At 72.9% G+C, this 21,019-nt stretch carries 16 protein-coding genes; 3 read left to right on the forward strand and 13 right to left on the reverse strand.

The features are described 5' to 3' along the window. Nucleotides 1–196 precede the first annotated feature (196 nt). The 5 genes from proB to ACYVLJ_RS35800 form a co-directional block, all read right to left on the reverse strand. Nucleotides 197–1,306 carry a glutamate 5-kinase gene (gene proB / locus ACYVLJ_RS35780; RefSeq protein WP_460442020.1) on the reverse strand — a complete coding sequence of 370 codons (1,110 nt, stop codon included), beginning with the start codon at nucleotides 1,304–1,306 and terminating at the stop codon, nucleotides 197–199. Further along, complete coding sequence (gene obgE, locus ACYVLJ_RS35785) at nucleotides 1,303–2,757, reverse strand: GTPase ObgE (RefSeq protein ID WP_451978537.1); 1,455 nt, start codon at nucleotides 2,755–2,757, stop codon at nucleotides 1,303–1,305. Before obgE ends, proB begins: the two co-directional genes overlap by 4 nt. Nucleotides 2,758–2,863: 106 nt before the next feature. After that, the gene (gene rpmA, locus ACYVLJ_RS35790) at nucleotides 2,864–3,121 is read right to left on the reverse strand and encodes a 50S ribosomal protein L27 (RefSeq protein WP_160696238.1); all 258 of its coding nucleotides are present in this window, start codon (nucleotides 3,119–3,121) and stop codon (nucleotides 2,864–2,866) included. Nucleotides 3,122–3,163: 42 nt separating this feature from the next. Next, entirely contained in the window at nucleotides 3,164–3,478 is a 315-nt protein-coding gene (gene rplU, locus ACYVLJ_RS35795; RefSeq protein ID WP_086858022.1) for a 50S ribosomal protein L21, read from the reverse strand. A 161-nt stretch (nucleotides 3,479–3,639) separates the two neighbouring features. Continuing rightward, nucleotides 3,640–6,669, reverse strand: coding sequence for a translation initiation factor IF-2 N-terminal domain-containing protein (locus tag ACYVLJ_RS35800; protein WP_460442021.1), 3,030 nt, complete (start codon nucleotides 6,667–6,669; stop codon nucleotides 3,640–3,642). Nucleotides 6,670–7,219: 550 nt separating this feature from the next. Here ACYVLJ_RS35800 and ACYVLJ_RS35805 point away from each other — a divergent pair. Then, on the forward strand, nucleotides 7,220–8,647 hold the full coding sequence (locus ACYVLJ_RS35805) for a S8 family peptidase (RefSeq protein ID WP_460442022.1): 1,428 nt from the start codon (nucleotides 7,220–7,222) through the stop codon (nucleotides 8,645–8,647). A gap of 4 nt (nucleotides 8,648–8,651) precedes the next feature. Here ACYVLJ_RS35805 and ACYVLJ_RS35810 read toward each other — a convergent pair whose 3' ends face one another. The 6 genes from ACYVLJ_RS35810 to ndk form a co-directional block, all read right to left on the reverse strand. Next, nucleotides 8,652–9,482 carry an ABC transporter permease gene (locus ACYVLJ_RS35810; protein ID WP_451978528.1) on the reverse strand — a complete coding sequence of 277 codons (831 nt, stop codon included), beginning with the start codon at nucleotides 9,480–9,482 and terminating at the stop codon, nucleotides 8,652–8,654. Further along, on the reverse strand, nucleotides 9,482–10,288 hold the full coding sequence (locus ACYVLJ_RS35815) for an ABC transporter permease (RefSeq protein ID WP_451978525.1): 807 nt from the start codon (nucleotides 10,286–10,288) through the stop codon (nucleotides 9,482–9,484). Before ACYVLJ_RS35815 ends, ACYVLJ_RS35810 begins: the two co-directional genes overlap by 1 nt. A 460-nt stretch (nucleotides 10,289–10,748) precedes the next feature. Continuing rightward, nucleotides 10,749–11,693, reverse strand: coding sequence for an ABC transporter ATP-binding protein (locus tag ACYVLJ_RS35820; RefSeq protein WP_451978522.1), 945 nt, complete (start codon nucleotides 11,691–11,693; stop codon nucleotides 10,749–10,751). 40 nt (nucleotides 11,694–11,733) lie between these two features. Next, nucleotides 11,734–15,015: a phosphodiester glycosidase family protein gene (locus ACYVLJ_RS35825; RefSeq protein ID WP_460442136.1), complete on the reverse strand. Its 3,282-nt coding sequence runs from the start codon at nucleotides 15,013–15,015 to the stop codon at nucleotides 11,734–11,736. A 126-nt stretch (nucleotides 15,016–15,141) separates the two neighbouring features. After that, nucleotides 15,142–15,852: a maleylpyruvate isomerase family mycothiol-dependent enzyme gene (locus ACYVLJ_RS35830; protein WP_460442023.1), complete on the reverse strand. Its 711-nt coding sequence runs from the start codon at nucleotides 15,850–15,852 to the stop codon at nucleotides 15,142–15,144. A gap of 52 nt (nucleotides 15,853–15,904) precedes the next feature. Further along, entirely contained in the window at nucleotides 15,905–16,315 is a 411-nt protein-coding gene (gene ndk / locus ACYVLJ_RS35835; RefSeq protein WP_460442024.1) for a nucleoside-diphosphate kinase, read from the reverse strand. Nucleotides 16,316–16,714: 399 nt separating this feature from the next. Here ndk and ACYVLJ_RS35840 point away from each other — a divergent pair, with 399 nt between their 5' ends. Further along, nucleotides 16,715–19,063 (forward strand): penicillin acylase family protein, encoded by a 2,349-nt coding sequence (locus ACYVLJ_RS35840; RefSeq protein ID WP_460442025.1) that lies wholly within the window; start codon nucleotides 16,715–16,717, stop codon nucleotides 19,061–19,063. 22 nt (nucleotides 19,064–19,085) lie between these two features. Here ACYVLJ_RS35840 and ACYVLJ_RS35845 read toward each other — a convergent pair whose 3' ends face one another. Next, the gene (locus ACYVLJ_RS35845; RefSeq protein ID WP_460442026.1) at nucleotides 19,086–19,655 is read right to left on the reverse strand and encodes a TetR/AcrR family transcriptional regulator; all 570 of its coding nucleotides are present in this window, start codon (nucleotides 19,653–19,655) and stop codon (nucleotides 19,086–19,088) included. Nucleotides 19,656–19,743: 88 nt separating this feature from the next. On the opposite strand from ACYVLJ_RS35845, the gene ACYVLJ_RS35850 reads away from it, so the two are divergent. Next, a complete protein-coding gene (locus ACYVLJ_RS35850; RefSeq protein ID WP_460442027.1) occupies nucleotides 19,744–20,637 on the forward strand; it encodes an SDR family oxidoreductase in 894 nt (297 codons plus the stop codon). A gap of 3 nt (nucleotides 20,638–20,640) precedes the next feature. On the opposite strand, the gene ACYVLJ_RS35855 is transcribed toward ACYVLJ_RS35850, so the two are convergent. After that, on the reverse strand, nucleotides 20,641–20,997 hold the full coding sequence (locus ACYVLJ_RS35855; RefSeq protein ID WP_451979034.1) for a DUF4233 domain-containing protein: 357 nt from the start codon (nucleotides 20,995–20,997) through the stop codon (nucleotides 20,641–20,643). Between the last annotated feature and the right edge of the window lie 22 nt (nucleotides 20,998–21,019).

The following is a 21,019-nucleotide window of genomic DNA, read 5'->3' on the forward strand; positions in this document are numbered from 1 at the left end:
GGAGTTGACCAGCTCGATGGCGTCACGACGGAACTGCTCCGGATACTTCGACCTGCGAGACACCAGGACATCCTCCCTCCAGACCACTGTCTGGAATCAAGGTGTCCGGCCCCAGGGGGCAACTCCACGCGTGATTGGAGAGGCATCACGCGTGATTGGAGGGACGACACGGGTGATGCCCTTCGGGGCACGGGGATTAGCGGCGGAGGGGGACCAGGTCGTCGGCGTGGACTACTTCGCGGCGTTGTTCCGGGGGGAGTTCGTGCGTTGAGCGGCCGATCAGGTCCGGGAGCTCCGGTGCGTCGAACGCCACTACGCCGCGGGCTACCGCGCGGTCCTTCGCGTCGACCAGGTCGACCACGTCGCCGGCCTGGAACTCGCCCTCGACGCCCGTGATGCCTGCCGCCAGGAGGGAGCGGCGGCGGCGGACCACCGCCGTCACCGCGCCGTCGTCGAGGCGGAGCTTGCCCGTCGAGTCCGCCGCGTAGCCCAGCCAGAAGCGGCGGGCCGACAGGCGGGTGTCCGCCGGGGCGAATGCCGTGCCCGGCGACGCCGTGGTCAGCGCGGCGGAGGCTTCCGACGCTGCGGCCAGCAGGACCGGGATGCCCGCGCCCGCCGCCGTGCGGGCGGCCGCCAGCTTCGAGACCATGCCGCCCGTGCCGAGGCCGGAGCTCGACATGCCGACCGAGATCCCGTCCACATCGGACTCCGAGAGGACCTCGGTCAGCTTGCGGGTCGCGCCGTCGCGGGGGTCGCCGTCGTAGAGACCGTCCACATCGGACAGCAGCACCAGTGCGTCGGCACCGATCAGGTGGGCCACCAGCGCCGCCAGGCGGTCGTTGTCGCCAAAGCGGATTTCCTCCGTGGCCACCGTGTCGTTCTCGTTGACCACCGGGACCGCGCCGAGCGCCAGCAGCCGCGAGAACGTCCGCTGCGCGTTCCGGTAGTGCGAACGGCGGACGACGTCGTCGGACGTCATGAGCACCTGGCCGACCGTCAGCGAGTACCGCCCGAACGACTCGGCGTACGCGTGCGCGAGCGCCAGCTGGCCGACGCTCGCCGCCGCCTGCTGGGTCGCGAGGTCGCGCGGGCGCTTGCCCAGCGAGAGCGGCGCGAGACCCGCGCCGATCGCCCCGGACGAGACCAGCACGATCTGCGTTTCCCGCGTGACGCGGTCCGCGATCGCGTCGACCAGCGCGTCCAGGCGCGCCGCGTCGAGCCCGCTGCCCGCCGTCGTCAGGGCCGATGAGCCGACCTTGACCACCAGTCGACGCGCGGAAGCGATGGCTTCCCGGGTGCCGCTCACGCGTCCAGGTCCAGGTCGTCGTCCTCGTCCGTCCCGTCGCGCCGGATCCGCCGGGCTTCCTTGCGCTCGGCCGCGCCGACGCGCTCGGTGCGCTCCAGCCGGACGTCCGTACCGCGCCCGGACAGGTGCACCGCCACCGAAGGCGTCGACGGCTCCCACTCGAACTGGACGTCGCCGATCGTGACCGGGCTGCCCGGCGTCGCGCCGAGCTTCGCCAGCTGGTCCTCCACGCCCAGGCGGTTCAGCCGGTCGGCCAGGTAGCCGACGGCCTCGTCGTTGCCGAAGTTCGTCTGGCGGATCCACCGCTCGGGGCGGGCGCCGCGCACGATGAACGCGCCCTCCTCCTCGGGGTCGACCTCGACCGTGAACCCGCTGTCGTCGACCGCGAGCGGCCGCAGCACGATCTTCTCCGGCTCCAGCACCGGCTGCGCCTCGCGGTACTCCTCGACGACCGCCGCGAGCGCGTACGTGAGCTCCCGCAGGCCCTTGCGGGACGCCGTCGAGACCTCGAACACGCGCAGGCCACGGGCTTCCAGCTCGGGCCGGACGAACTCGGCGAGCTCGGCCGCCTCCGGGATGTCGATCTTGTTGAGCACGACCACGCGCGGCCGTTCCTCGAGCTTGCCGCCGAGACCCGGCGTGTACTTGGAAAGTTCCTCTTCGAGTGCGTCCACATCGGACAGCGGGTCGCGGCCCGGCTCCAGCGTGGCGCAGTCGACGACGTGGACCAGCACCGCGCACCGCTCGATGTGGCGCAGGAAGTCCAGGCCCAGGCCCTTGCCCTCGGACGCGCCGGGGATCAGGCCGGGCACGTCGGCCATCGTGAACACCGTCTCGCCGCCGGTGATGACGCCGAGGTTCGGCACCAGCGTGGTGAACGGGTAGTCGGCGATCTTCGGCTTGGCCGCGGACAGCACCGAGATCAGCGACGACTTGCCGGCCGACGGGAAGCCGAGCAGGCCGACGTCGGCGACCGAGCGCAGCTCCAGCGTCAGGTCGCGGCTCTCCCCCGGCTCGCCGAGCAGCGCGAACCCGGGCGCCTTGCGGGCCTTCGACGCCAGCGCGGCGTTGCCGAGGCCGCCGCGGCCGCCCTGCGCCGCGACGAACGTGGTGCCGGGGCCGATCAGGTCGGCGACCAGCTCGCCGTCCTCGGTGAAAACGACGGTGCCCGACGGCACCTTCATCACCAGGGTCTCCCCCGCCGCGCCCGCGCGGTTGCCGCCCTGGCCCATCTTGCCGCTGCCGGCCTTGGCGTGCGGGCGGAAGTGGAAGTCGAGCAGGGTGTGCACGTTCGGGTCGACGACCAGCAGGACGTCGCCGCCGTTGCCGCCGTTGCCGCCGTCCGGGCCGCCGAGCGGCTTGAACTTCTCGCGGTGCACCGAGGCGCAGCCGTTGCCACCGTCACCGGCCGTCAGGTGGATCACCGCGCGGTCCACGAACCGGGACGCCATGACTTGCCTCTTTCACTCGCGAGAAGGGGATATACAAAACAAACGAGGGGTGGCACCGGATATTCCGGTCCCACCCCTCGTCAGAGGTCTAACGACGACCGAAGGCTCAGGCCTCGGCCGGCACGATGTTGACCGTCTTGCGGCCACGCTTCTCGCCGAACTGGACCGCACCGGCGGCCAGGGCGAACAGCGTGTCGTCGCCGCCACGGCCGACGTTCACGCCGGGGTGGAACTTGGTGCCGCGCTGACGGATCAGGATCTCGCCGGCGTTGACTTCCTGGCCGCCGAAGCGCTTGACGCCGAGGCGCTGCGCGTTCGAGTCACGACCGTTGCGGGAGCTGGACGCACCCTTCTTGTGAGCCATAGCTCAGTCCTCTTTCAGTCTTCGAAGATCCGGAGAAAGTTCTTACTTGGAGATGGCGGTGACCTCGACGCGGGTCAGCTTCTGCCGGTGACCCTGGCGCTTGTGGTAGCCCGTCTTGTTCTTGAACTTGTGGATCCGGATCTTCGGACCCTTGGTCTGCTCGACGACCTTGCCGGTGACCGAGACCTTCGCCAACGCGTCGGCGTCCGTGGTGACCTCGCCACCGTCCACGAACAGCACGGCGGGGAGGATGTGCTCGGTGCCCGGCTCGCCCTCGAGCTTCTCGACCTCGACGACGTCGCCGACGGCCACCTTGTACTGCTTGCCGCCGGTCTTGACGATCGCGTACGCCGACACGGAAGTCTCCTGCATTACTCGACAATGGGTGGGGGCCCGCGCGATCGGCCCGCCTCCGGGAAGGCGGTCCTGTTCTCGCGCAGCGACCTACTCTGGTGGCAGGCCGTACTACAGGTTACGTGGGGTGCCCCGGTGCGTTACCACCGGGGTCCCCAAGTCGTTCAGTTGCTCTGGTCCGAGGCGTGCACCGGCGGGCCCGCCGGGCGCGACGCGGCCCGGCGCGGACGGCGCCGGGTGGAGCGCACGGCCGGTTCGGGCACGCTGACCTCGGGTTCCTCGACCGGCTGAGCCGGTTCCGGCGCCTCGGTCACGGACGCTTCCGCCTCCGGGGCCGCCGACTGCTCGACGGCGGGCTCCTCCTGCGGCACCGGGGCCTCGTCCGCCTCGGTCGTCACCGGGACACCGGCGACCTCCTGGGCGGGCTCGGCGGGCGGCTCGGCCGCCACCGGCGTCTCGTCGGCCTCGGTGGTCGCCGGGACGTCCGCGACCTCCTTGCCCGGCTCCGGGGCGGGCCCGTTGCCGTTCAGGGCGCCGTGGTCGTGCTCCTTGGCGGCCTTCGAGGCGTTCGCCATCGCCGCCACCGCGGACGCGATCGACTCGCGCTGCTCCGGCGTCGGGACGGCGTGGACCTCGGCCTTGGCGGCTTCGGGCTCCTTGGCGGGCTCCTCGCCCTTGCCGCGGCCCCGCGACCGGCGGGAGCTCTTCTCCCCGCCGCCGCCGTTGTTGCCGCCGCCGTTGCCGTTCCCGCCGTGGGTGTGCCCACCGCCGCCACCCGAGCGCTGCGGCTCGGTCGAGACGATCACGCCCCGGCCCTTGCAGTGCTCGCACGGCGTCGAGAACGCCTCCAGCAGGCCGGTGCCGATCTTCTTGCGCGTCATCTGCACCAGGCCCAGCGACGTGACCTCGGCGACCTGGTGGCGCGTGCGGTCGCGGCCGAGGCACTCGGTGAGGCGGCGCAGCACCAGCTCGCGGTTGGACTCGAGCACCATGTCGATGAAGTCGATCACGATGATGCCGCCGATGTCCCGCAGCCGGAGCTGGCGGACGATCTCCTCCGCCGACTCCAGGTTGTTGCGGGTCACCGTCTCCTCGAGGTTGCCGCCCGATCCGGTGAACTTGCCGGTGTTGACGTCGATGACCGTCATCGCCTCGGTGCGGTCGATGACCAGGTACCCGCCGCTGGGCAGCCAGACCTTGCGGTCGAGGGCCTTGGTGATCTGCTCGTCGATCCGGTGGTCGGCGAACGCGTCGCCGGTGCCGGTGTAGCGCTTGAGCCGCTCGGTCAGCTCCGGCGCGACGTGCCGGACGTAGTCGTTGATGGTCTCCCAGGACCGGTTGCCCTGGATCTCCAGCTTGCTGAAGTCCTCGGTGAAGAGGTCACGCACGACCTTGACCAGCAGGTCCGGCTCTTCGTAGAGCATGGTCGGCGCGCCGCCCTTCTTGCCGGAACCGGCGGCGGCCTTCTCCTTGATGACGTCCCACTGCGCCTTCAGGCGGTCGACGTCGCGGCCCAGCTCCTCCTCGCCGATGCCCTCGGAGGCGGTGCGGATGATGACGCCCGCGTCCTCCGGGACGATCCGCTTGAGGATGTCCTTGAGCCGGCGGCGCTCGTTCTCCGGCAGCTTGCGGGAGATGCCGGTGGCGCCGCCCGCGGGCACGTAGACGAGGAAGCGGCCGGGCAGCGAGATCTGCGTGGTCAGCCGGGCGCCCTTGTGCCCGACCGGGTCCTTGGTGACCTGGACCAGCACGGAGTCGCCGGTGGACAGCGCTTGCTCGATCTTGCGGGCCTTGCCTTCCAGGCCGGCGGCGTCCCAGTCGACCTCGCCGGCGTAGAGCACGGCGTTGCGGCCGCGGCCGATGTCGATGAACGCGGCCTCCATGGAGGGCAGCACGTTCTGGACGCGGCCGAGGTAGACGTTGCCGACGATCGAGCCGGAGCCCGACTGCGTCACGAAGTGCTCGACCAGCACGCCGTCCTCGAGCACCGCGATCTGCGTGGAGTCGCCGTGCTCGGCGACGACCATCGTGCGCTCGACCGACTCGCGGCGGGCGAGGAACTCGGCCTCGGACAGGATCGGGGCGCGGCGGCGGCCCGCCTCGCGGCCGTCGCGGCGGCGCTGGCGCTTGGCCTCCAGGCGCGTCGAGCCGCGGACGCTGCGGACCTCGTCACGCGCCGGGCGCTCGGCCTGCTCGGCCTTGGCCTGGCGGACGTGCGTGACGGTGTTGGGCGGGTCGTCGGTGCCTTCGGCGTCGTCGCCGTCCGAGCCCTTGCGGCGACGGCGGCGGCGACGGCGCTTGCTGCCGCCTTCGCCCTCGTCGGAGTCGTTTTCGGACTCCGACGACGCACTGGCCTCTTCGGCCTCTTCGGCGTCCGCTTCGGGCTTTTCGTCCCCGTTGGTGCGGGACCTGCGGCGCGGCTCTTCGGCCTGGCCGTCCTCGTTCTCCGTGGACTCGTCGGCGCCGTCGGCGCCCTTGCCCCGGCCCCGGCCGCGACGGCCGCGGCGGCGCCGGCGGCGGCTGCCGCCGTCCTCGCCGTCGTCATCGCCGGTATCGGCGGCCGCGGTGGTGTCCTCGGCCTCCTCTTCGGCCTCGGGCTCCGGGCGGGCCTTCGTCTCCGGGCGGGGCTCCGGCTCCGCGAACGGGTCGACCGGCTTGCGGGCCGGGCGCGCCGCGGGTTCGGCCGGCTCCGGCGGCAGGAAGACCGGCGACGGCGCGGCGAACACCGGCAGGTGCGCGCGGGTCTTCTGCCGCGGACGCGGCTTCTCGGCCGGAGCCTCGGCGGCCGGCTGCGCGGCCTCGGCGGGGGCAGCCTGAGCGGCGGCTTCCCGGCCGGACGCCTGAGCAGCCGCTACCTGGCCGGAAGGCTGAGCAGAAGCTGTCTGGTCAGTAGCCTGAGCAGCCGCTCCACCTTCGGACGGCACCTCAGCTCCACCTTCGGACGGCACCTCAGCGCCACCCTTGGACAGCACCTCGGCGACCTTCAGCGCCACTTCCCTGGTCACGCTCGACTGCGCGCTGCGCACGCTTTCGCCCAGCTCTTCGAGCTTCGCGAGGACGTCCCGGCTGTGCGACTCGAGCAGCTTGGCCAGCGCGTGCACCCGGATCCGGGCGGGCAGGTCGGCCAGCGGGCCGCTCGTGGGTGTGGCGGGGTTCCCGCCGCTGTGCTCGGCGGGTGTTTCCGCGTTCGACATGTGTCTCCTCCGCCCCCGGGCGCGTCTGCCGGTTCGCACCGGCAGGGACGCGGCCGCGCAGGGGCCCCTTTCTGTTCGTTCCGCCGTGGTGGTCACCAGCGACGGGAATCCTTGCCCGACGACCGGGCGCCGCACCCCCGGTTCCCGGAAGCGCGCAACCCCGTCAAAGGTCTGCTCGGCGACGTGCGTGACGCACTCGCGGCCCCCGGGCCGCCCGCCACGTCGTCCAGCCGCCCGGTTTCCTGGGCGGCGACGCGCGTCGCGGGAGTTCATGCACTTCGCCGGGCCGCAACACCGCAGGCAGCACCTCTCACGTGCGCCCCGCGACCCAGCGGCCACCCCGAGTATCCCACACCGGGTGACCGCACACGCGTACTCGGTACCTCCGCCCACGCCGCCGGGCGCGCCGGGCCACCCTCCGGGGCCCACCGGCCGGGCGAACTTGGCCGTACCGCTTGTCCGCCGGGCACGGGGTGGCTACCGTGCGGCTCGGGGTGACCGGGTTCTCGCGCGCCGGCACCCGCGGTTCCTGCATCCGGTGGGAGGTCCGGTGTCCCTGCTGGCGCGGCCCCTGCGGGCGGCCGTGTGCACCGTCCTGGTGCTTTCGGGATGCGTCACCGCCGGTCCTGCGGCGGCCGACGCGCCCGCCTGCGGCCACGCCCGGAACCTGCGTTACGTCGTCACCTTCGACCGGGGTACCCCCGACGCGGCGGCCCGTGCCCAGATCACCGGGGCGTGCGGCGCCACCACTGTCTACTACCCGCAGATCGCCGTCGCGGTCGCCACCTCCGCCGACCCGGACTTCGGCGGGCGGATGGGGCTCGACCGGGCGTTCAGCGCGCAGGCCGAGCGGCTGGCCGCCCAGCGCGTCACCGAACCGGTGAAACCGCAGCCCGCACGGGCGACGCTGCCCGCGACCGACCCGGCGCGCGTTCCCACGGCGGACCTGACCGACCGGCAGTGGGACATGAAGATGATCAACGCGGGCGGGGCGCGCGGCGGCCAGGAAGGCAGCCGTGACGTCGTCGTCGGCGTGCTCGACTCCGGGATCGACCCCGACCACCCCGACCTCGGCGCCGCCCTCGACCGCGACGACTCCGCCGGCTGCCTGTCCGGCGCGCCGGACCAGTCCGAAGCGGCCTGGAAGCCGACCACGTCGGTGCACGGCACGCACGTGGCGGGGATCATCGCGGCGGCCGACGACGGGCGGGGCGTGACGGGTGTGGCGCCCGGGGTGCGCGTGGCGTCGGTGAAGGTGATCGACGACCGCGGCTACGCCGACCCGGAGGCCGCGGTGTGCGGGCTGATGTGGGCCGCGTCACGGCACATGCGGCTGACGAACAGCAGCTACTTCGTGAACCCGTGGACGCTTTCGTGCATCCGCGGCAACGACCGCGGCGTGGTGCACGAGGCGCTGGCGCGCGCGGTGGAATACAGCACGTCGGCGGGCACGCTGAACGTCGCGGCGGCGACGAACGAGGCCGTCGACCTGACACCGTCGGCGCGGTCGGGTTCGCCCGCGGCGGGGTCCGGCTGCGAAGCCCTCCCGGCGGCGCTGCGGGACGTCGTCGCGGTGTCGGCCGTGGGCCCGGACCGGGTGAAGGCGGGCTACAGCTCGTACGGCCTGGGCGTGATCGACGTCACGGCGCCGGGCGGCGAGACCGGCGAGTGCGTGCTCTCGACCGTGCCCGGCGGGTACGCGCCGCTGTGCGGGACGTCGATGGCTGCGCCGCACGCGACCGGCGTGCTGGCCCTGCTGGCGTCCGCGAACCGCTCGGCCGGGCCGCGGCAGCTGCGGCGGACTCTCGACGCCGAGGCGACGCCGATGGCCTGCCCGGCCGACTACGACCTCACCGGCGACGGCACCCAGGACGCCTACTGCGCCGGGTACGAGGGCTACAACGGGTTCTACGGCCACGGGATGGTGGACGCGCTGGCCGCCGTCGCGCCGACGGGACGGCCCGACCCGGCCCGGTGACCGCTCACGTCAGCAGGAGCTTGGCGATCCTCCTCGTCGACGCCCAGAGGCCGACGCCGCCCAGCACCAGCAGGTAGGCCAGGTTGACCAGCATGCTGCCCGACAGGACGCCCGTCGCGAGGCCGCGCATCAGCTCGATCGCGTGGTAGAGCGGGAGGCAGCGGACCACCCACTGCAGCGGCTCCGAGTACACCGACAGCGGGAAGAACGTCGTCGCGAACAGGAACATCGGGGTCAGCACGAGCTGGATGTAGTCGAACTGGGCGGTCGAGCGCAGGAACGTCACCAGCGCCATGCTGATCGCCGAAAACGCCAGCCCGACCAGGAGCGCCGCCGGGACCATCAGCAGCGCCCACCACGACGCCAGCAGGCCCATCGCCGCCGCGATCGCCAGGAACGCCACCGCGTAGACCCCGCCGCGCGTGATCGCCCAGCCGATTTCGCCCAGAGCCACGTCCAGCGGGCCGATGGGTGTCGCCAGCATCGCGTCGTACAGCTTCGCGTAGCGCAGCTTGAAGAACAGGTTGTACGTGGATTCGAACACCGCGCCGTTCATCGCCGACGTGGCCAGCAGGGCCGGCGCCACGAACGCGACGTAGCTCATCGGCCGGCCGTCGGGCCCGGTCACCTCGGTGACCAGCTTGCCGAAGCCCAGCTGGAACGCCAGCAGGTAGAGGAACGGCTCGACCGCGCCGGAGAGGAAGATCAGCCAGCTGTTCCGGTACACCATGGCCGCGCGCTCGACGAGCATGCGCGCGCGGCCCGCGTACAGCCCGGGCGGGAGGATCCGCAGCAGCAGCCCGCGCCGCCGCGGCGGGGCCTGGACGCTCACCATCAGACCACCAGCCTCCGGTAGAAGGCCCGGTGCGCCACGGCCCACCCGGCCGCGAACAACGCCGCGAGCACGGCGAAGTGACCGAGCACCGCCCAGCCGCCGACCCCGCCGATGCTGACGCCGCGGGCCAGCTGCGTGCCGTGCCACAGCGGGGAAAGCCAGGCCAGCCAGCGGATCGCGCCAGGCAGCTGCGAGATCGGGAAGAACGTGCCGGAGAACAACGTCATCGGGATCACGACGAACCGGAAGATGACGCCGAACCGCTGCCCTTCGTCGAAGGTGTGCGCCGCCAGCGCGGCGACCGGTGTGGTGCAGGCGAGCCCGGTGACCGTGCCGGCGAGGATGACCAGCAGCACCCCGGGCCCGGTCCAGGCGCCGAAGAACAGCGCGACGAAGGCGTAGATCGCGCCGGCGAGGGTCAGGCGCAGGGCCGACCAGATCAGGTGGCCGCCGAAGACCTGGCCCGGGGAGACGGGCGTGGCCGTGACCGCCAGGTAGTCCTTCTGCCACTTGAAGCCGGAAAGCACGGGGTAGCTGGACTCGCCGACGGCCTGCTGCGCGGCCCCGGCGGCGAGCAGCGCGGGCGCGATGTACTGCAGGTAGGAGAGCCCGCCGGTGACGGCGCCGGGCCGCACCTGCGAGCCGAAACCGAGCCCCATGGCGGCGAGGAAGAGCACCGGCTGCAGCCCGGTGGAGTACAAAGTGGACAGCCAGTGGCGGCGGTACCAGGTCCAGTACCCCTCGACGCGCAGCCAGGCGCCGTGCCACTTGCCGACCACCCGGCCGGTGGGCTCGATGGTGGTCATGGCCGCCTCCGCTCGCGGTGGGTGGCTGCCGGTGGGAAACCGCCGCGGACGGCCGGGCAGGCGGCCGCGGACGGCCACGAGAGGTGGCCCAGGGCAGCCCGGCCGGTGGCCGCGGGCGGGAAACCGCCGCAGGTGGCCGCAGACGACCCCAAAAGGCCACCCAACGCAGCCCGGCCAGTACCCGCGGCCAGGAAACCGCCGCAGGTGGCCGCAGACGACCCCAAAAGGCCACCCAACGCAGCCCGGCCGATACCCGCGGCCAGGAAACCGCCACAGGCAACCGCAGACGACCCCGAAAGGCCACTCAGGGCAGCCCGGCCGGTATCCGCGGCCGGGCGAGCAGGTGGGCGCGGGCTGTTGTCTGGGCCAGCCGCCGCGAACCGGGGCCGCGGGCAAGCCAGACCGCCCGTCGCAGGCGGAGGCGGAGAGGTGCGGAGACCGGCGGCGAAGCGAATACCCATCAGTCCACCAGCGTCCGGCCGGTCAGCCTCAAGAACACGTCCTCCAGGGAACTCCGGCGCACCAGACTCGACAGGGGGCGCACTCCGCGCTGGTGCGCGTGCTCCAGCGTCGTCTCGCCGTCGTCGCTGTAGAGCAGCACCCGGTCCGGGAGCACCTCGACGCGCTCGGCCAGCCCTTCCACCTGCTGGGCCGCCGCGACCTGCTGTCCCGTCGGGAAGCGCAGCTCGACCACCTCGCGCGTCGAGTACTTCCTGATCAGCTCCGACGGCGAGCCCTCGGCCGCGATCCGGCCGTGGTCCATCACCACCAGGCGGTCACACAGCTGCTCCGCCTCGTCCATGTAGTGCGTCGTGACGATCAGCGTCGTTCCCTGCTCCTTGAGCCGGAACAGGCGGTCCCACAGCAGGTGGCGGGCCTGCGGGTCGAGGCCCGTCGTCGGCTCGTCGAGCAGGAGCAGCTCCGGGTCGTTGACCAGGGACCGCGCGATCGTCAGCCGGCGTTTCATGCCGCCCGAGAGCGGGTCGACCTTGTCGTCGGCCCGGTCGCCCAGCTGCGCGAACTCCAGCAGCTCCCCCGCCTTGCGCCGGGCCGCCGCCCGGGACAGGCCGAAGTAGCGGCCGTAGATCAGCAGGTTCTCCCGGACCGTCAGCTCGACGTCCAGGTTGTCCAGCTGCGGCACCACGCCGAGGCGCGCGCGGATCCGCGGCCCGGCGAGCTCCGGGTCCAGCCCGAGCACGCGAAGATCGCCGTCGGTGCGCGGCGACACGCACGCGATCATGCGCATCGTCGACGACTTGCCCGCGCCGTTCGGGCCGAGGAAGCCGAACGCCTCCCCGCGCCGCACCTCGACGTCGATCCCGCGCACGGCCTCGAACTCGCCGAAGCGCTTCACCAGTGCCTTGGCCTGCACCAGGGCCGGTTCCCGGTCCTCCACATCGTCCACACCCCGACCATACGAGCGGGCACCGACAAAACCGAACGGTTTAGCCGCGCACGGTCACGACCAGCGACTGCGTCACCCCGTTGACCGTGACCGACACCCGCGCGACACCCGGCCGCAGCGCCGTCAGGACCCCGGACGCGGGGTCGAACGCGACGACGCCGCCCCAGGAGGTCGTCCAGTCCGCGCTCACCGGGTACGTCACCGGCACGTCCCGGGTGCCCTGCCGGACCGTGGCCCGGACGACCGCGCGTTCGCCGCGCGCCAGGGAGGACGGCCCGGCCAGGGAAAGCGAGTCGACGTTCGGCCGCGTCTCGAACCGCACCGGCTGGGCGCGGTCGGCCGGGTCGGCGCGCAGCAGCGTCCAGCCGACGAACCCGCCGTCGCCGGGTGCGGCCGCGGGTGCCTTGCCGGAGTTGCCGTTGACCAGGTAGGGCACACCGTCCACCCGGGACAGCGAGAACACCCCGGCGTGCGAAGCCACCGAAGCGGCCGGTTTGCCGGACGCCTGCTCGAACCCGGTGAGCCACCGGGTCAGGAGCGTGGCTTCCTTCCGGTCCCCCAGCTGGGAGTTCCCGGTCGGGCTCGGGTCCTTCACCGGGTGGTGCATCGCGACGACGACCCCGCGGATCGACCGGTCGGCGGCCGCGGAATCCAGTGCCCCGCGCAGCATCCGGATCTGGTCGAACCCGCCCGCCCGCAGCGATCCGCGCGAGGAGTCCATCAGCACCAGCCGGATGCCGTGCACGTCGACGACCTGGTGCGTGACGCCGAAGGCGGCCTGGAAGTTTGCGAGCCCGTTGCCGCCCTCGGCCTCGTGGTTGCCCGGCACGTAGTACCAGGGCACCTTGCCGTCCAGCTCTTCGGTGATGACCTGGCGAGCGAGCACGAAGTCGGGTGCCGTGCCGCGGTCGACGAAGTCGCCGTTGATCAGCACCAGGTCCGGTTTCGCCGCGACGGCTTCGCGGAGGGCCCGCCGGGCCTGCGCCACGAGCGGTCCGGCCGGGTCGTCCGCGGTGAACTGCGCGTCGCTGACGACCGCGACGCGCAGGCCGCCGGTGAGCGTGCCGTCGGTGACCAGCGCCGGGTCGTGCGGCTGCGGGTCGGCGGGCACGGTCGCGGTCGGCGCCACCTCGAACGTCAGGTCGTCGAACACCAGCCGGCCTTCGTACTGCTGGTCCGGCACGTTCTCGACGGCGTAGAAGCGCGCCAGGCGCTGGCCGTCGGGCAGCCCGGCCGGGACCGCGGCGGTGACGTACCGCCAGCCGGTCCAGTCGACGCTCAGCGAAAGGTCCACAATGGACGCGACGTTCGCGGCGTCGCGGAGTTCCGCCCGCAGCCACGTGCCCTTCCCGTCGCCGTTCACCCACAGCCCGATCCTCTGGGTGCCGGACGGCACGGGCAGCGGCGAGGACGGCGTCACGTAGGCGGCGCGCGTCGCGGTCGTGCCGGTCAGCCGGTAGTCGAGCGCGAGGCCCTGGCCGCCGTCCCGCCCGGGGGCCGCGGACAGCGCCGCGCCCACGACCGCCGGGTACACCGTCGCCGTCCAGCCGGCCGGACCGTCCAACGGGGACGCGACCTGCGGCACCGTGCCCACGGACGCGGCCAGGTGGGTGGTCAGCCCGGCGGCCGACGCGGTGATCGCGGAAGCGCCGGACGCCGTCAGCGCAGTCACCCGGTAGCCGTCACCGGACGGCTCGACCCGCACGACGGCGTGGTCGTAGTCCAGCTTGACGTCGTCGGGCTCCAGCCAGGTGCCGTAGCCGTCCGCGTCGTAGCCGTAAACCTTGAACGTGCTCGTGGCGCCCGCGCCGGACAGCGCGACCTGCTCGGTGCTCGTGCCGAGCCGGACCGGCTTGCCCAGCACCGAAAGCGTCGTCTTCCCCGTCGCGCGGCCCGAGCGCGCGAGGACGTCGACGTCTCCCGCGCCGTGCCCGGTGACGACCCCGCGGGTCGCGGTGGCCCGCCGGAGGTCGGACGTCGTCCAGCGCGGGTCTGCGGCGACCGCGGCGCCGGTCTCGTCATGGCCGTCGGCGACCAGGTGGCGGGTCAGGCCGGTCAGCACGCGCTTCGCGTCGTCGGTCGCCACGGCGGGCGCCGGCGCGAAGCCGGTGAGCTTGCCGCTGCCCGGCACGGTCGCGAAGCCGATCCCGTTGGGCACCAGGCGTTCCCCGCCGTCGGACGGTGAGTTCCGGACGCTCGGCGCCGCTTCGCCCTCATTGCGCGCGAGCAGCGTCGAGGAACCACCGCCGTCGAGGTTGATCGCGTCGTCGGCGCCCAGGCTCTTCATGTGCCGGGCCAGCTCCAGCTCGGTCATCCCGCGGCTGTCGGCCTGGCGGCCGTCCACGGTGGCCAACCACATCTTCCGGCCGTCGGCGGAGAAGCCGACCGCGGTCCGCGGGTGCATGGCCACGTTGTCGACGGGCTGCACGACGCCGTCGTGGAGCAGGACTTCGTTGCCGCCCACGGCGACCGCGATCTTGCCCGCGTCCGTGCGCGGCGCGTACGTGACACCCACCGGGTCGCCGGGCTTCAGCGCGGCGAGCGTGTCCGCCCCGGCTTCGCGAGCCAGCAGCAGCGTCGTGCCGGCCGCGATCGGACCGGCCGCGGGCTGGTCGCGCACCGCGGTCACGGCGCCGTCGCGGAGCTCGACTTCGCGCACCCGCGACGCGCCGGCCACCGAGGTCGCGCGACCCGAAGCACCCCACAACGGCGTGTAGACGCCGATCGCGTTCGCGTCGAGGACCGGGCTGTTGAAGTTCGTCGCCTCCACCGCGCCACCGGGGAGCGTCACGGTGGCTTCGAGGAAGATCGACGCGAGCCGCGCCTTGCCTTCGTCGGTGATCGCGGCCGTGTAGTTGTGCCCGGCGGCGGGCGCGGTCTGCAGCTGCCCGCCGTCGATGCCGACGCCGATCGGCGCGCCGGTGGCGTTGATGTCGAAGAAGTCGCCGTTCACGCCGGCGACCGCGCCCGTGCGCGCGACCTGCTGCGAAAGCGGCGTGCGCGCGGAAACCGTGCCGGGGCTGAGGTAGGTCGGCTTCAGGACCTTGCTGCCGAGGTCGACGGCGAGGGTGTCGCCGCGGATCCAGCCGGCCGGGTCGAAGCGGTCGAACTGGGTGAGGTCCAGGCCGGGCGCGACCTCGGTGGTCGCACTGCCGGTGACGAGCCCGTCGTCGGGGTCCGCGGCGGCGAAGGCGGACGGGCCCTCGTGGGCGGACGACGCGGCGGGCGCGGCCTCGACCGGCGGGGTGCCGAGCGGCGCCGCGAGCGGGTCGGCGTGGGCCGGAACGACGAACACCGTCGCGAACAAAGCGGCAAGCGGCAGCGCTGCGCGTGACTTCTTCACCAGATACCCCAGAAGCTAGTGAGAGTGAGCCGGACCAGCACAGCGCAGTGGCACGGCCGGGGGAAGACTTCCCGGTGAACGCCGCCTGAACGGTCTAGAACACCCTCAGGGCGTCAGCGGCGATCGGAGCAACGCGGCCGCGGCGGCGCCTTCGGCGCGCGGGGCCGGGCCGGTGCGCTTCCACAGCCGCAGCAGCAGATCGCGGGCCGGCGCTTCGACGGTCGCGCCGTCGGCGGCCGGGCCGAGCGCGGGCGGCTCGCCGGGGTGGACCGTCCAGACGTCGCCGGTGTCGGTGGCCCGCAGGGAAACCGGCCCGGGCAGTTCGGGGACGGCGTGCCAGCGCGTCACGCGCGGCAGGAGGGTGCCGAGGACCTCGTCGACGCCGTCGGCGGCCACGGCCGCGTCGAGCACGTGGCCGCTGCCCGAATCGGCGAGGTGGACGGCCGTTTCGTGGACCTGGCGGCGGAACCAGAACGCCTTGGTCTTCTCGGTGCCGCCGAAGTGCCAGCACCGGTCTTCGGGGGTGGCCGCTTCGAGCGCGTCGATCAGCAGCCCGGCGCTTTCGGCGTACCAGGACGCCAGGTCGGCGCCGGGACCCTGCGCGAAGTCCTGCTTCTGGACTTCGCCGGTGGCGACGACCGCGGCGGCCCAGCGGTGGACGTTCCCGAGGTGCGTGCCGAGGTCGGCCAGGGTCCAGTCGCCGCAGTCGGGGACCTTCGCGGCCGGGTCGGCCGTCCGCAGCTGCCGGGCGAAGGCACCGGTCAGCTCACGCAGGACCGGCAGGTATTCGCGGGCCGGGAACGGCATCGTCGTCACGGGTGCTCCTGGGGAGAACCGGGGCCACGCGCGGGCGCGGCCCCGGCGCCGGTCACAGGTCGGGGAACCAGAGCTTCAGCTCGCGCTCGGCCGAATCCGGCGAGTCCGAGCCGTGGACCAGGTTGTACTGGGTCTCCAGCGCGAAGTCGCCGCGGATGGTGCCAGGGGTGGCCTTCTCGACCGGGTCGGTGCCGCCGGCGAGCTGGCGGAACGCGGCGATGGCGCGCGGTCCCTCGACGGCGAGCGCGACCAGCGGGCCCGACGTGATGAACTCCAGCAGGTCGCCGAAGAACGAACGCTCCTTGTGCTCGGCGTAGTGCTCCTCGGCCAGCGCCTGCGGAACGGTCCGCAGCTCGAGGGCGGCGAGCTTCAGGCCCTTGCGCTCGATGCGCGAGACGACCTCGCCGACGAGGCCGCGCGCGACGCCATCGGGCTTGACGAGGACCAGCGTGCGTTCAGTCACGACGGTGTTTCTCCTTGGTGCGGTTCGGGGTCGGTGCGCGTGAGCGTAGCCGACCGTGTTCAGCGGGCGTGCGGGTGCAGGTTCTTCGACCACAGGGACGTCCCCGCGGGGCGTGCACGAACACCGCCTTCGGGCCGGCGAGTCCACCGTCACGCGGCAGTGGTACTCGGTGCCGGACGGGAGACGGGCGACGCCCACCTGGCCGGTCCCCCGGTGGCCGGGCCGGCGAGCGGGCCCGGAACGACGGGTCGGCGGGAGTGGGGGGCGGTTCGGTCATGTCCGGTTCCTCTCCCGCCGCGGCCAACGCCGGAGTGCGCGAGACGGACGAATCCCCGGGTTTTCCCCCATGCCCGCGCGCCGTCGCCATCGGTAGCGTGGCGATCACGACCAGGGGGTCAGATGAGACGATTCACGAAGTCACTCGCCGTCTTCACGGCGGCGCTCTCGATCACCACGCTGGGGCCCGGCATCGCGGAAGCCGGCGACTCGAAGGCCGTGCTCCGGTACACCGAACACGGCGTCCCGCACATCGTCGCGAAGGACTTCGCCGGGCTCGGCTACGGGTACGGCTACGCCGCGGCGACCGACAACATCTGCGAGCTCGCGAACATCTACCTCACGGTGAGCGCGCAGCGGGCGGAGTACCTCGGCCCGGACGGCGGCGGCTACCCGTCGCTTTCGGAGGCCGGGAGCAACCTCCACAGCGACCTGTTCTTCCAGCGGATCAACGACTCGGGCGTCGTCGACCGGCTCGCCGCGCAGCCCGCGCCGCAGGGCCCGCGGGCCGAGGTCCGGCAGATCGTTTCGGGCTACGTCAAGGGGTTCAACGCCTACCTGGCCCGCACCGGCCGGTCCGGGATCTCCGACCCGGCCTGCCGCGGCGCCGCCTGGGTCCGGCCGATCACCGAGCAGGACTTCTACCGCCACTTCTACGCCATCGCGATCACCGGCGGCCAGGGCTTGGTGGCCGAAAGCCTGTTCGCCGCGCCGCCGTCCGGCGCGACGCCGGCGCCCGGGACGGCCGGGCAGCTCTCCGGCAAGGTCCGGCAGGCCCTCGGCGGGAGCGGGCTGGGCAGCAACGGCCTCGCGATCGGCGCCGACGGGACCGCGGCGGGTCAGGGCAGCGTGCTGCTCGGCAACCCGCACTACCCGTGGCAGGCCGGGCGCCGGTTCTGGCAGAGCCAGCTGACCATCCCCGGCCGGTTCGACGTCGCGGGCGCGAGCCTGCTCGGGATGCCGTTCGTCCAGATCGGGCACACCGCCGACGCCGCCTGGACGCACACGGTGTCCACACCGGTCACCTTCGGCCTCTTCGAGGTGCCGCTGAAGCCCGGCGACCCGACGACCTACCTGGTCGACGGCAAGCCCGAGAAGATGACCCGGGCCGACGTCACGGTCCGGGTGCGCCAGGCCGACGGCTCGCTGAAGCCGGTCCGCCAGACGTTCTGGTCGACGCGGTACGGCTCGGTGCTCGGCGACTTCCAGGGCATTCCGCTGCCGTGGACGGCGAAATCGGCGTACGCGGTGCGGGACGCCAACGCGACGAACCTGCGCGGGCTGAACACGTGGTTCGAGCTGGACCAGGCGCACAGCACGGGTGACGTCGTCCGCGCGCTGAGCCGCACCCAGGGCGTGCCGTGGGTCAACACGATCGCGACCGACCGCGCCGGCAACGCGCTCTACGCCGACATCCAGGTCGTCCCGAACGTCACCGACGAGCACGCGAAGGCCTGCAGCACTCCCTTGGGACAGCAGACGTTCGCCGTGGTCGGACTGGCCATTTTGGACGGATCGAAGTCGTCGTGCCAGTGGGGTTCCGACCCGGGCGCGCTCGAGCCCGGCATCTTCGCGCCGTCGCGGCTGCCGCGGCAGCAACGCCGGGACTACGAGCTGAACACCAACGACAGCGCCTGGCTGGCGAACGCGAAGGCGCCGATCACGGGGTACCCGCACATCGTCGGCGACCTCGGCACCGAACGCTCGCCGCGCACGCGGGAAGCGTTGCTCACGGCCGAAAAGGGCGGGTTCACCCCGGACTCGATGAAGAAGATGCTGTTCGCCGACCACAGCCTGTTCGCCGATCTGACGGCGGCGGACCTGGCGAAGCTGTGCGCGTCGTTCCCGGGCGGGCAGGCGCCGTCGTCGTCCGGGCCGGTGCCGGTCGGGGCCGCGTGCGCCGCGCTCGCGAGCTGGGACCACACGTACTCCCTCGACACGCGGGGATCGCTGTTGTTCCAGCGGTTCGCCGCGCGGCTGGGCACCGTCGACCGCTTCACGGTGCCGTTCGACCCGAAGGCGCCGCTGACCACGCCGAACACGCTCAACGTGGCGAACCCGGACGTCCGGAAGGCGTTCGGGGACGCGCTGGCCGAACTGCGGACGGCCGGGCTGCCGCCGGACGCTCGCCTGCGGGACGGCCAAGCCGTCACGCGCAACGGCGAGCGCATTCCCCTCCACGGCGGGCAGGGCTTCCTCGGCGTGCTCGACGTGGTGACGCCGGAGTGGGACCCGGCGCGCGGGAACGTCGAGGTCGTGCACGGGTCCAGCTACGTCCAGGTGGTCGGGTTCCGCGGCAGCGCCTGCCCGGACGTCTCGACGGTGCTGACCTACTCGCAGTCGGCGAACCCGGAGTCGCCGTACTTCAGCGACCAGACGAAGCTCTACAGCCGCGGTGAATGGGTGCAGGGCCGCTTCTGCGAAGCCGACATCCTGCGCTCCCCCGCGCTGCGGATCGTCGTGCTGCGCTGAGGTTCCCGGCGGAGGCGGGCGCTCAGCCGCCCGTCTCCGCCGACAGCCCGCGCAGGTCGGCGAAGGCTTCGTCGAGGTGCTCGTCCAGGCTGCGCGCGGACTCCTCGATCCACGCTCCGGCGGCGTGGTGGAAGGTGAGCCAGCCGATGTGGGCGGCCAGCGCGGCGAGCCGGCCCGGGACCCCGCGCTCGCGCAGCGCCGCTGCCAGGGCGTCGGCCATCGCGGCGGCCTTGGCCAGGTCGCGTTCCCGCAGCGCCGGGGTCGCGGCGATGACCGCCAGCCGCGGCTCGGCGAACGACCGGTTGCCTTCGAGGATCCGCCCGGACTTCCGGAAGGCGCCGAGCAGGACCGCGAGCGGCGGCTCGCCGGCGGGCGCGCCGGCCACCGACTTCACCAGCTCCGCGCGCAGGGTGGCTTCGCCGTCGAAGAGCACTTCGCGCTTGTCCGGGAAGTGCCGGAAGAAGGTGCGCTCGGTGACGCCGGCCCGCGCGGCGATCTCGGCCGTGGTGGTCCGGTCGAAGCCACGTTCCTGGTACAGCTCCAAGGCCGCCTGCTGGAGGCGGCGGCGGGCTTCTTCTCCGCTGCGGGGCACCCGGTCAGCCTACCCGTAGCGTCAGTGACTGACACTACGAGGTACAGTTCGTAGCGTCAGTCACTGTCACTACCCTGAAGAGAGACCCATGCACGTCTTCGTCACCGGCGGTTCCGGCCTGACCGGCCCCGCCGTCGTCACCGAGCTGATCGCGGGCGGCCACACCGTCACCGGCCTGGCCCGCTCGGACGCCTCCGCGGCCAAGCTCGAGTCCTTGGGCGCCACGCCGCACCGCGGCTCCCTGGCCGACCTCGACAGCCTGCGCCGCGGCGCCGAAGCCGCCGACGGCGTCCTGCACATGGCCTTCGGGGGCGACTTCGCCGACCCCGACGACATGATGCGGCGCGACACGGCCGCGATCGAGGCGCTCGGGCGGGCCCTGGAAAACACCGGGAAGCCGTTCGTCAGCACGTCGGGCACGCTGGTCATGCCCGCCGGCCGGGAAAGCACCGAGCAGGACGAACCCGACACCGCCGGGTTGGCCCCGTTCCGGATCGCCGGGGAACGCGCCTGCCTGGGGTTCGCCGGCCGCGGTGTGCGCGCGAGTGTCGTCCGGCTCGCCCCGACCGTCCACGGCCCGGGCGACTACGGCTTCATCGCGATGCTCGTCGACACCGCGCGCAAGACCGGGCAGTCGGCCTACGTCGGCGACGGCGGCAACCGCTGGCCCGCGGTGCACCGGCTCGACGCGGCCGTCCTGTTCCGGCTGGCCCTGGAGAAGGCGCCCGCGGGCACCGTGGTCCACGGCGCCGCGGAAAACGTCGTCTTCCGGGACATCGCCGAGACGATCGCCCGCGGCCTCGGCCTGCCCGCGGTCTCCCTGACGCCGGAGGAGGCCGCCGGGCACTACGCCAGCCCGTTCTTCGCGACGGCCTACGGCTTCGACGCGCCCGTCTCCAGCGCCTTCACGCGGGAGCTGCTCGGCTGGTCACCGCTGCACCCGGGCCTGCTCGAGGACGTCGCCGAGGGCGACTACCTCTGAAGTTCAGGGCTGCGGCTGCTGGCTCGCGAGGGTGCCGGCCGCCATCCGGCGGGCGACGTCCTTGCGCAGCCACAGCAGCCACAGCCACAGGGCCAGGAACAGCACCCCCAGGACGGCCATCGCGGGCAGCCAGAACACCATCGCGATCAGCACCACCTGGAGGCCCAGGATCAGCGGCACCGCCCACGGCCGCTTGACGAACCCGCAGGTCACGAGCAGGACGGCGGCGATCCCGATGCACGTCCAGCCGGTGACCGTGCTGATCCCGCCGCCCAGCTTGTTCACGACCGGAAGCGCGAGCGCGACCGTGATCGCCTCCATGATCAGCGTTCCCGACATCACGCCGCGGAAACCCTTCATCGGGTCCTTGGGCTTGGGCTTC

This window comes from Amycolatopsis stemonae (genome assembly GCF_054781455.1).

What these genes read in the sequence shown, in the direction of transcription:
- obgE (WP_451978537.1), bottom strand. Translation starts at nt 2,757, where the DNA reads ATGGCGTCCCGGTTCGTGGACCGCGCGGTGATCCACCTGACGGCCGGT.
- rpmA (WP_160696238.1), bottom strand. Translation starts at nt 3,121, where the DNA reads ATGGCTCACAAGAAGGGTGCGTCCAGCTCCCGCAACGGTCGTGACTCG.
- ACYVLJ_RS35800 (WP_460442021.1), bottom strand. Translation starts at nt 6,669, where the DNA reads ATGTCGAACGCGGAAACACCCGCCGAGCACAGCGGCGGGAACCCCGCC.
- ACYVLJ_RS35810 (WP_451978528.1), bottom strand. Translation starts at nt 9,482, where the DNA reads ATGGTGAGCGTCCAGGCCCCGCCGCGGCGGCGCGGGCTGCTGCTGCGG.
- ACYVLJ_RS35815 (WP_451978525.1), bottom strand. Translation starts at nt 10,288, where the DNA reads ATGACCACCATCGAGCCCACCGGCCGGGTGGTCGGCAAGTGGCACGGC.
- ACYVLJ_RS35840 (WP_460442025.1), top strand. Translation starts at nt 16,715, where the DNA reads ATGAGACGATTCACGAAGTCACTCGCCGTCTTCACGGCGGCGCTCTCG.
- ACYVLJ_RS35850 (WP_460442027.1), top strand. Translation starts at nt 19,744, where the DNA reads ATGCACGTCTTCGTCACCGGCGGTTCCGGCCTGACCGGCCCCGCCGTC.
- ACYVLJ_RS35855 (WP_451979034.1), bottom strand. Translation starts at nt 20,997, where the DNA reads ATGAAGGGTTTCCGCGGCGTGATGTCGGGAACGCTGATCATGGAGGCG.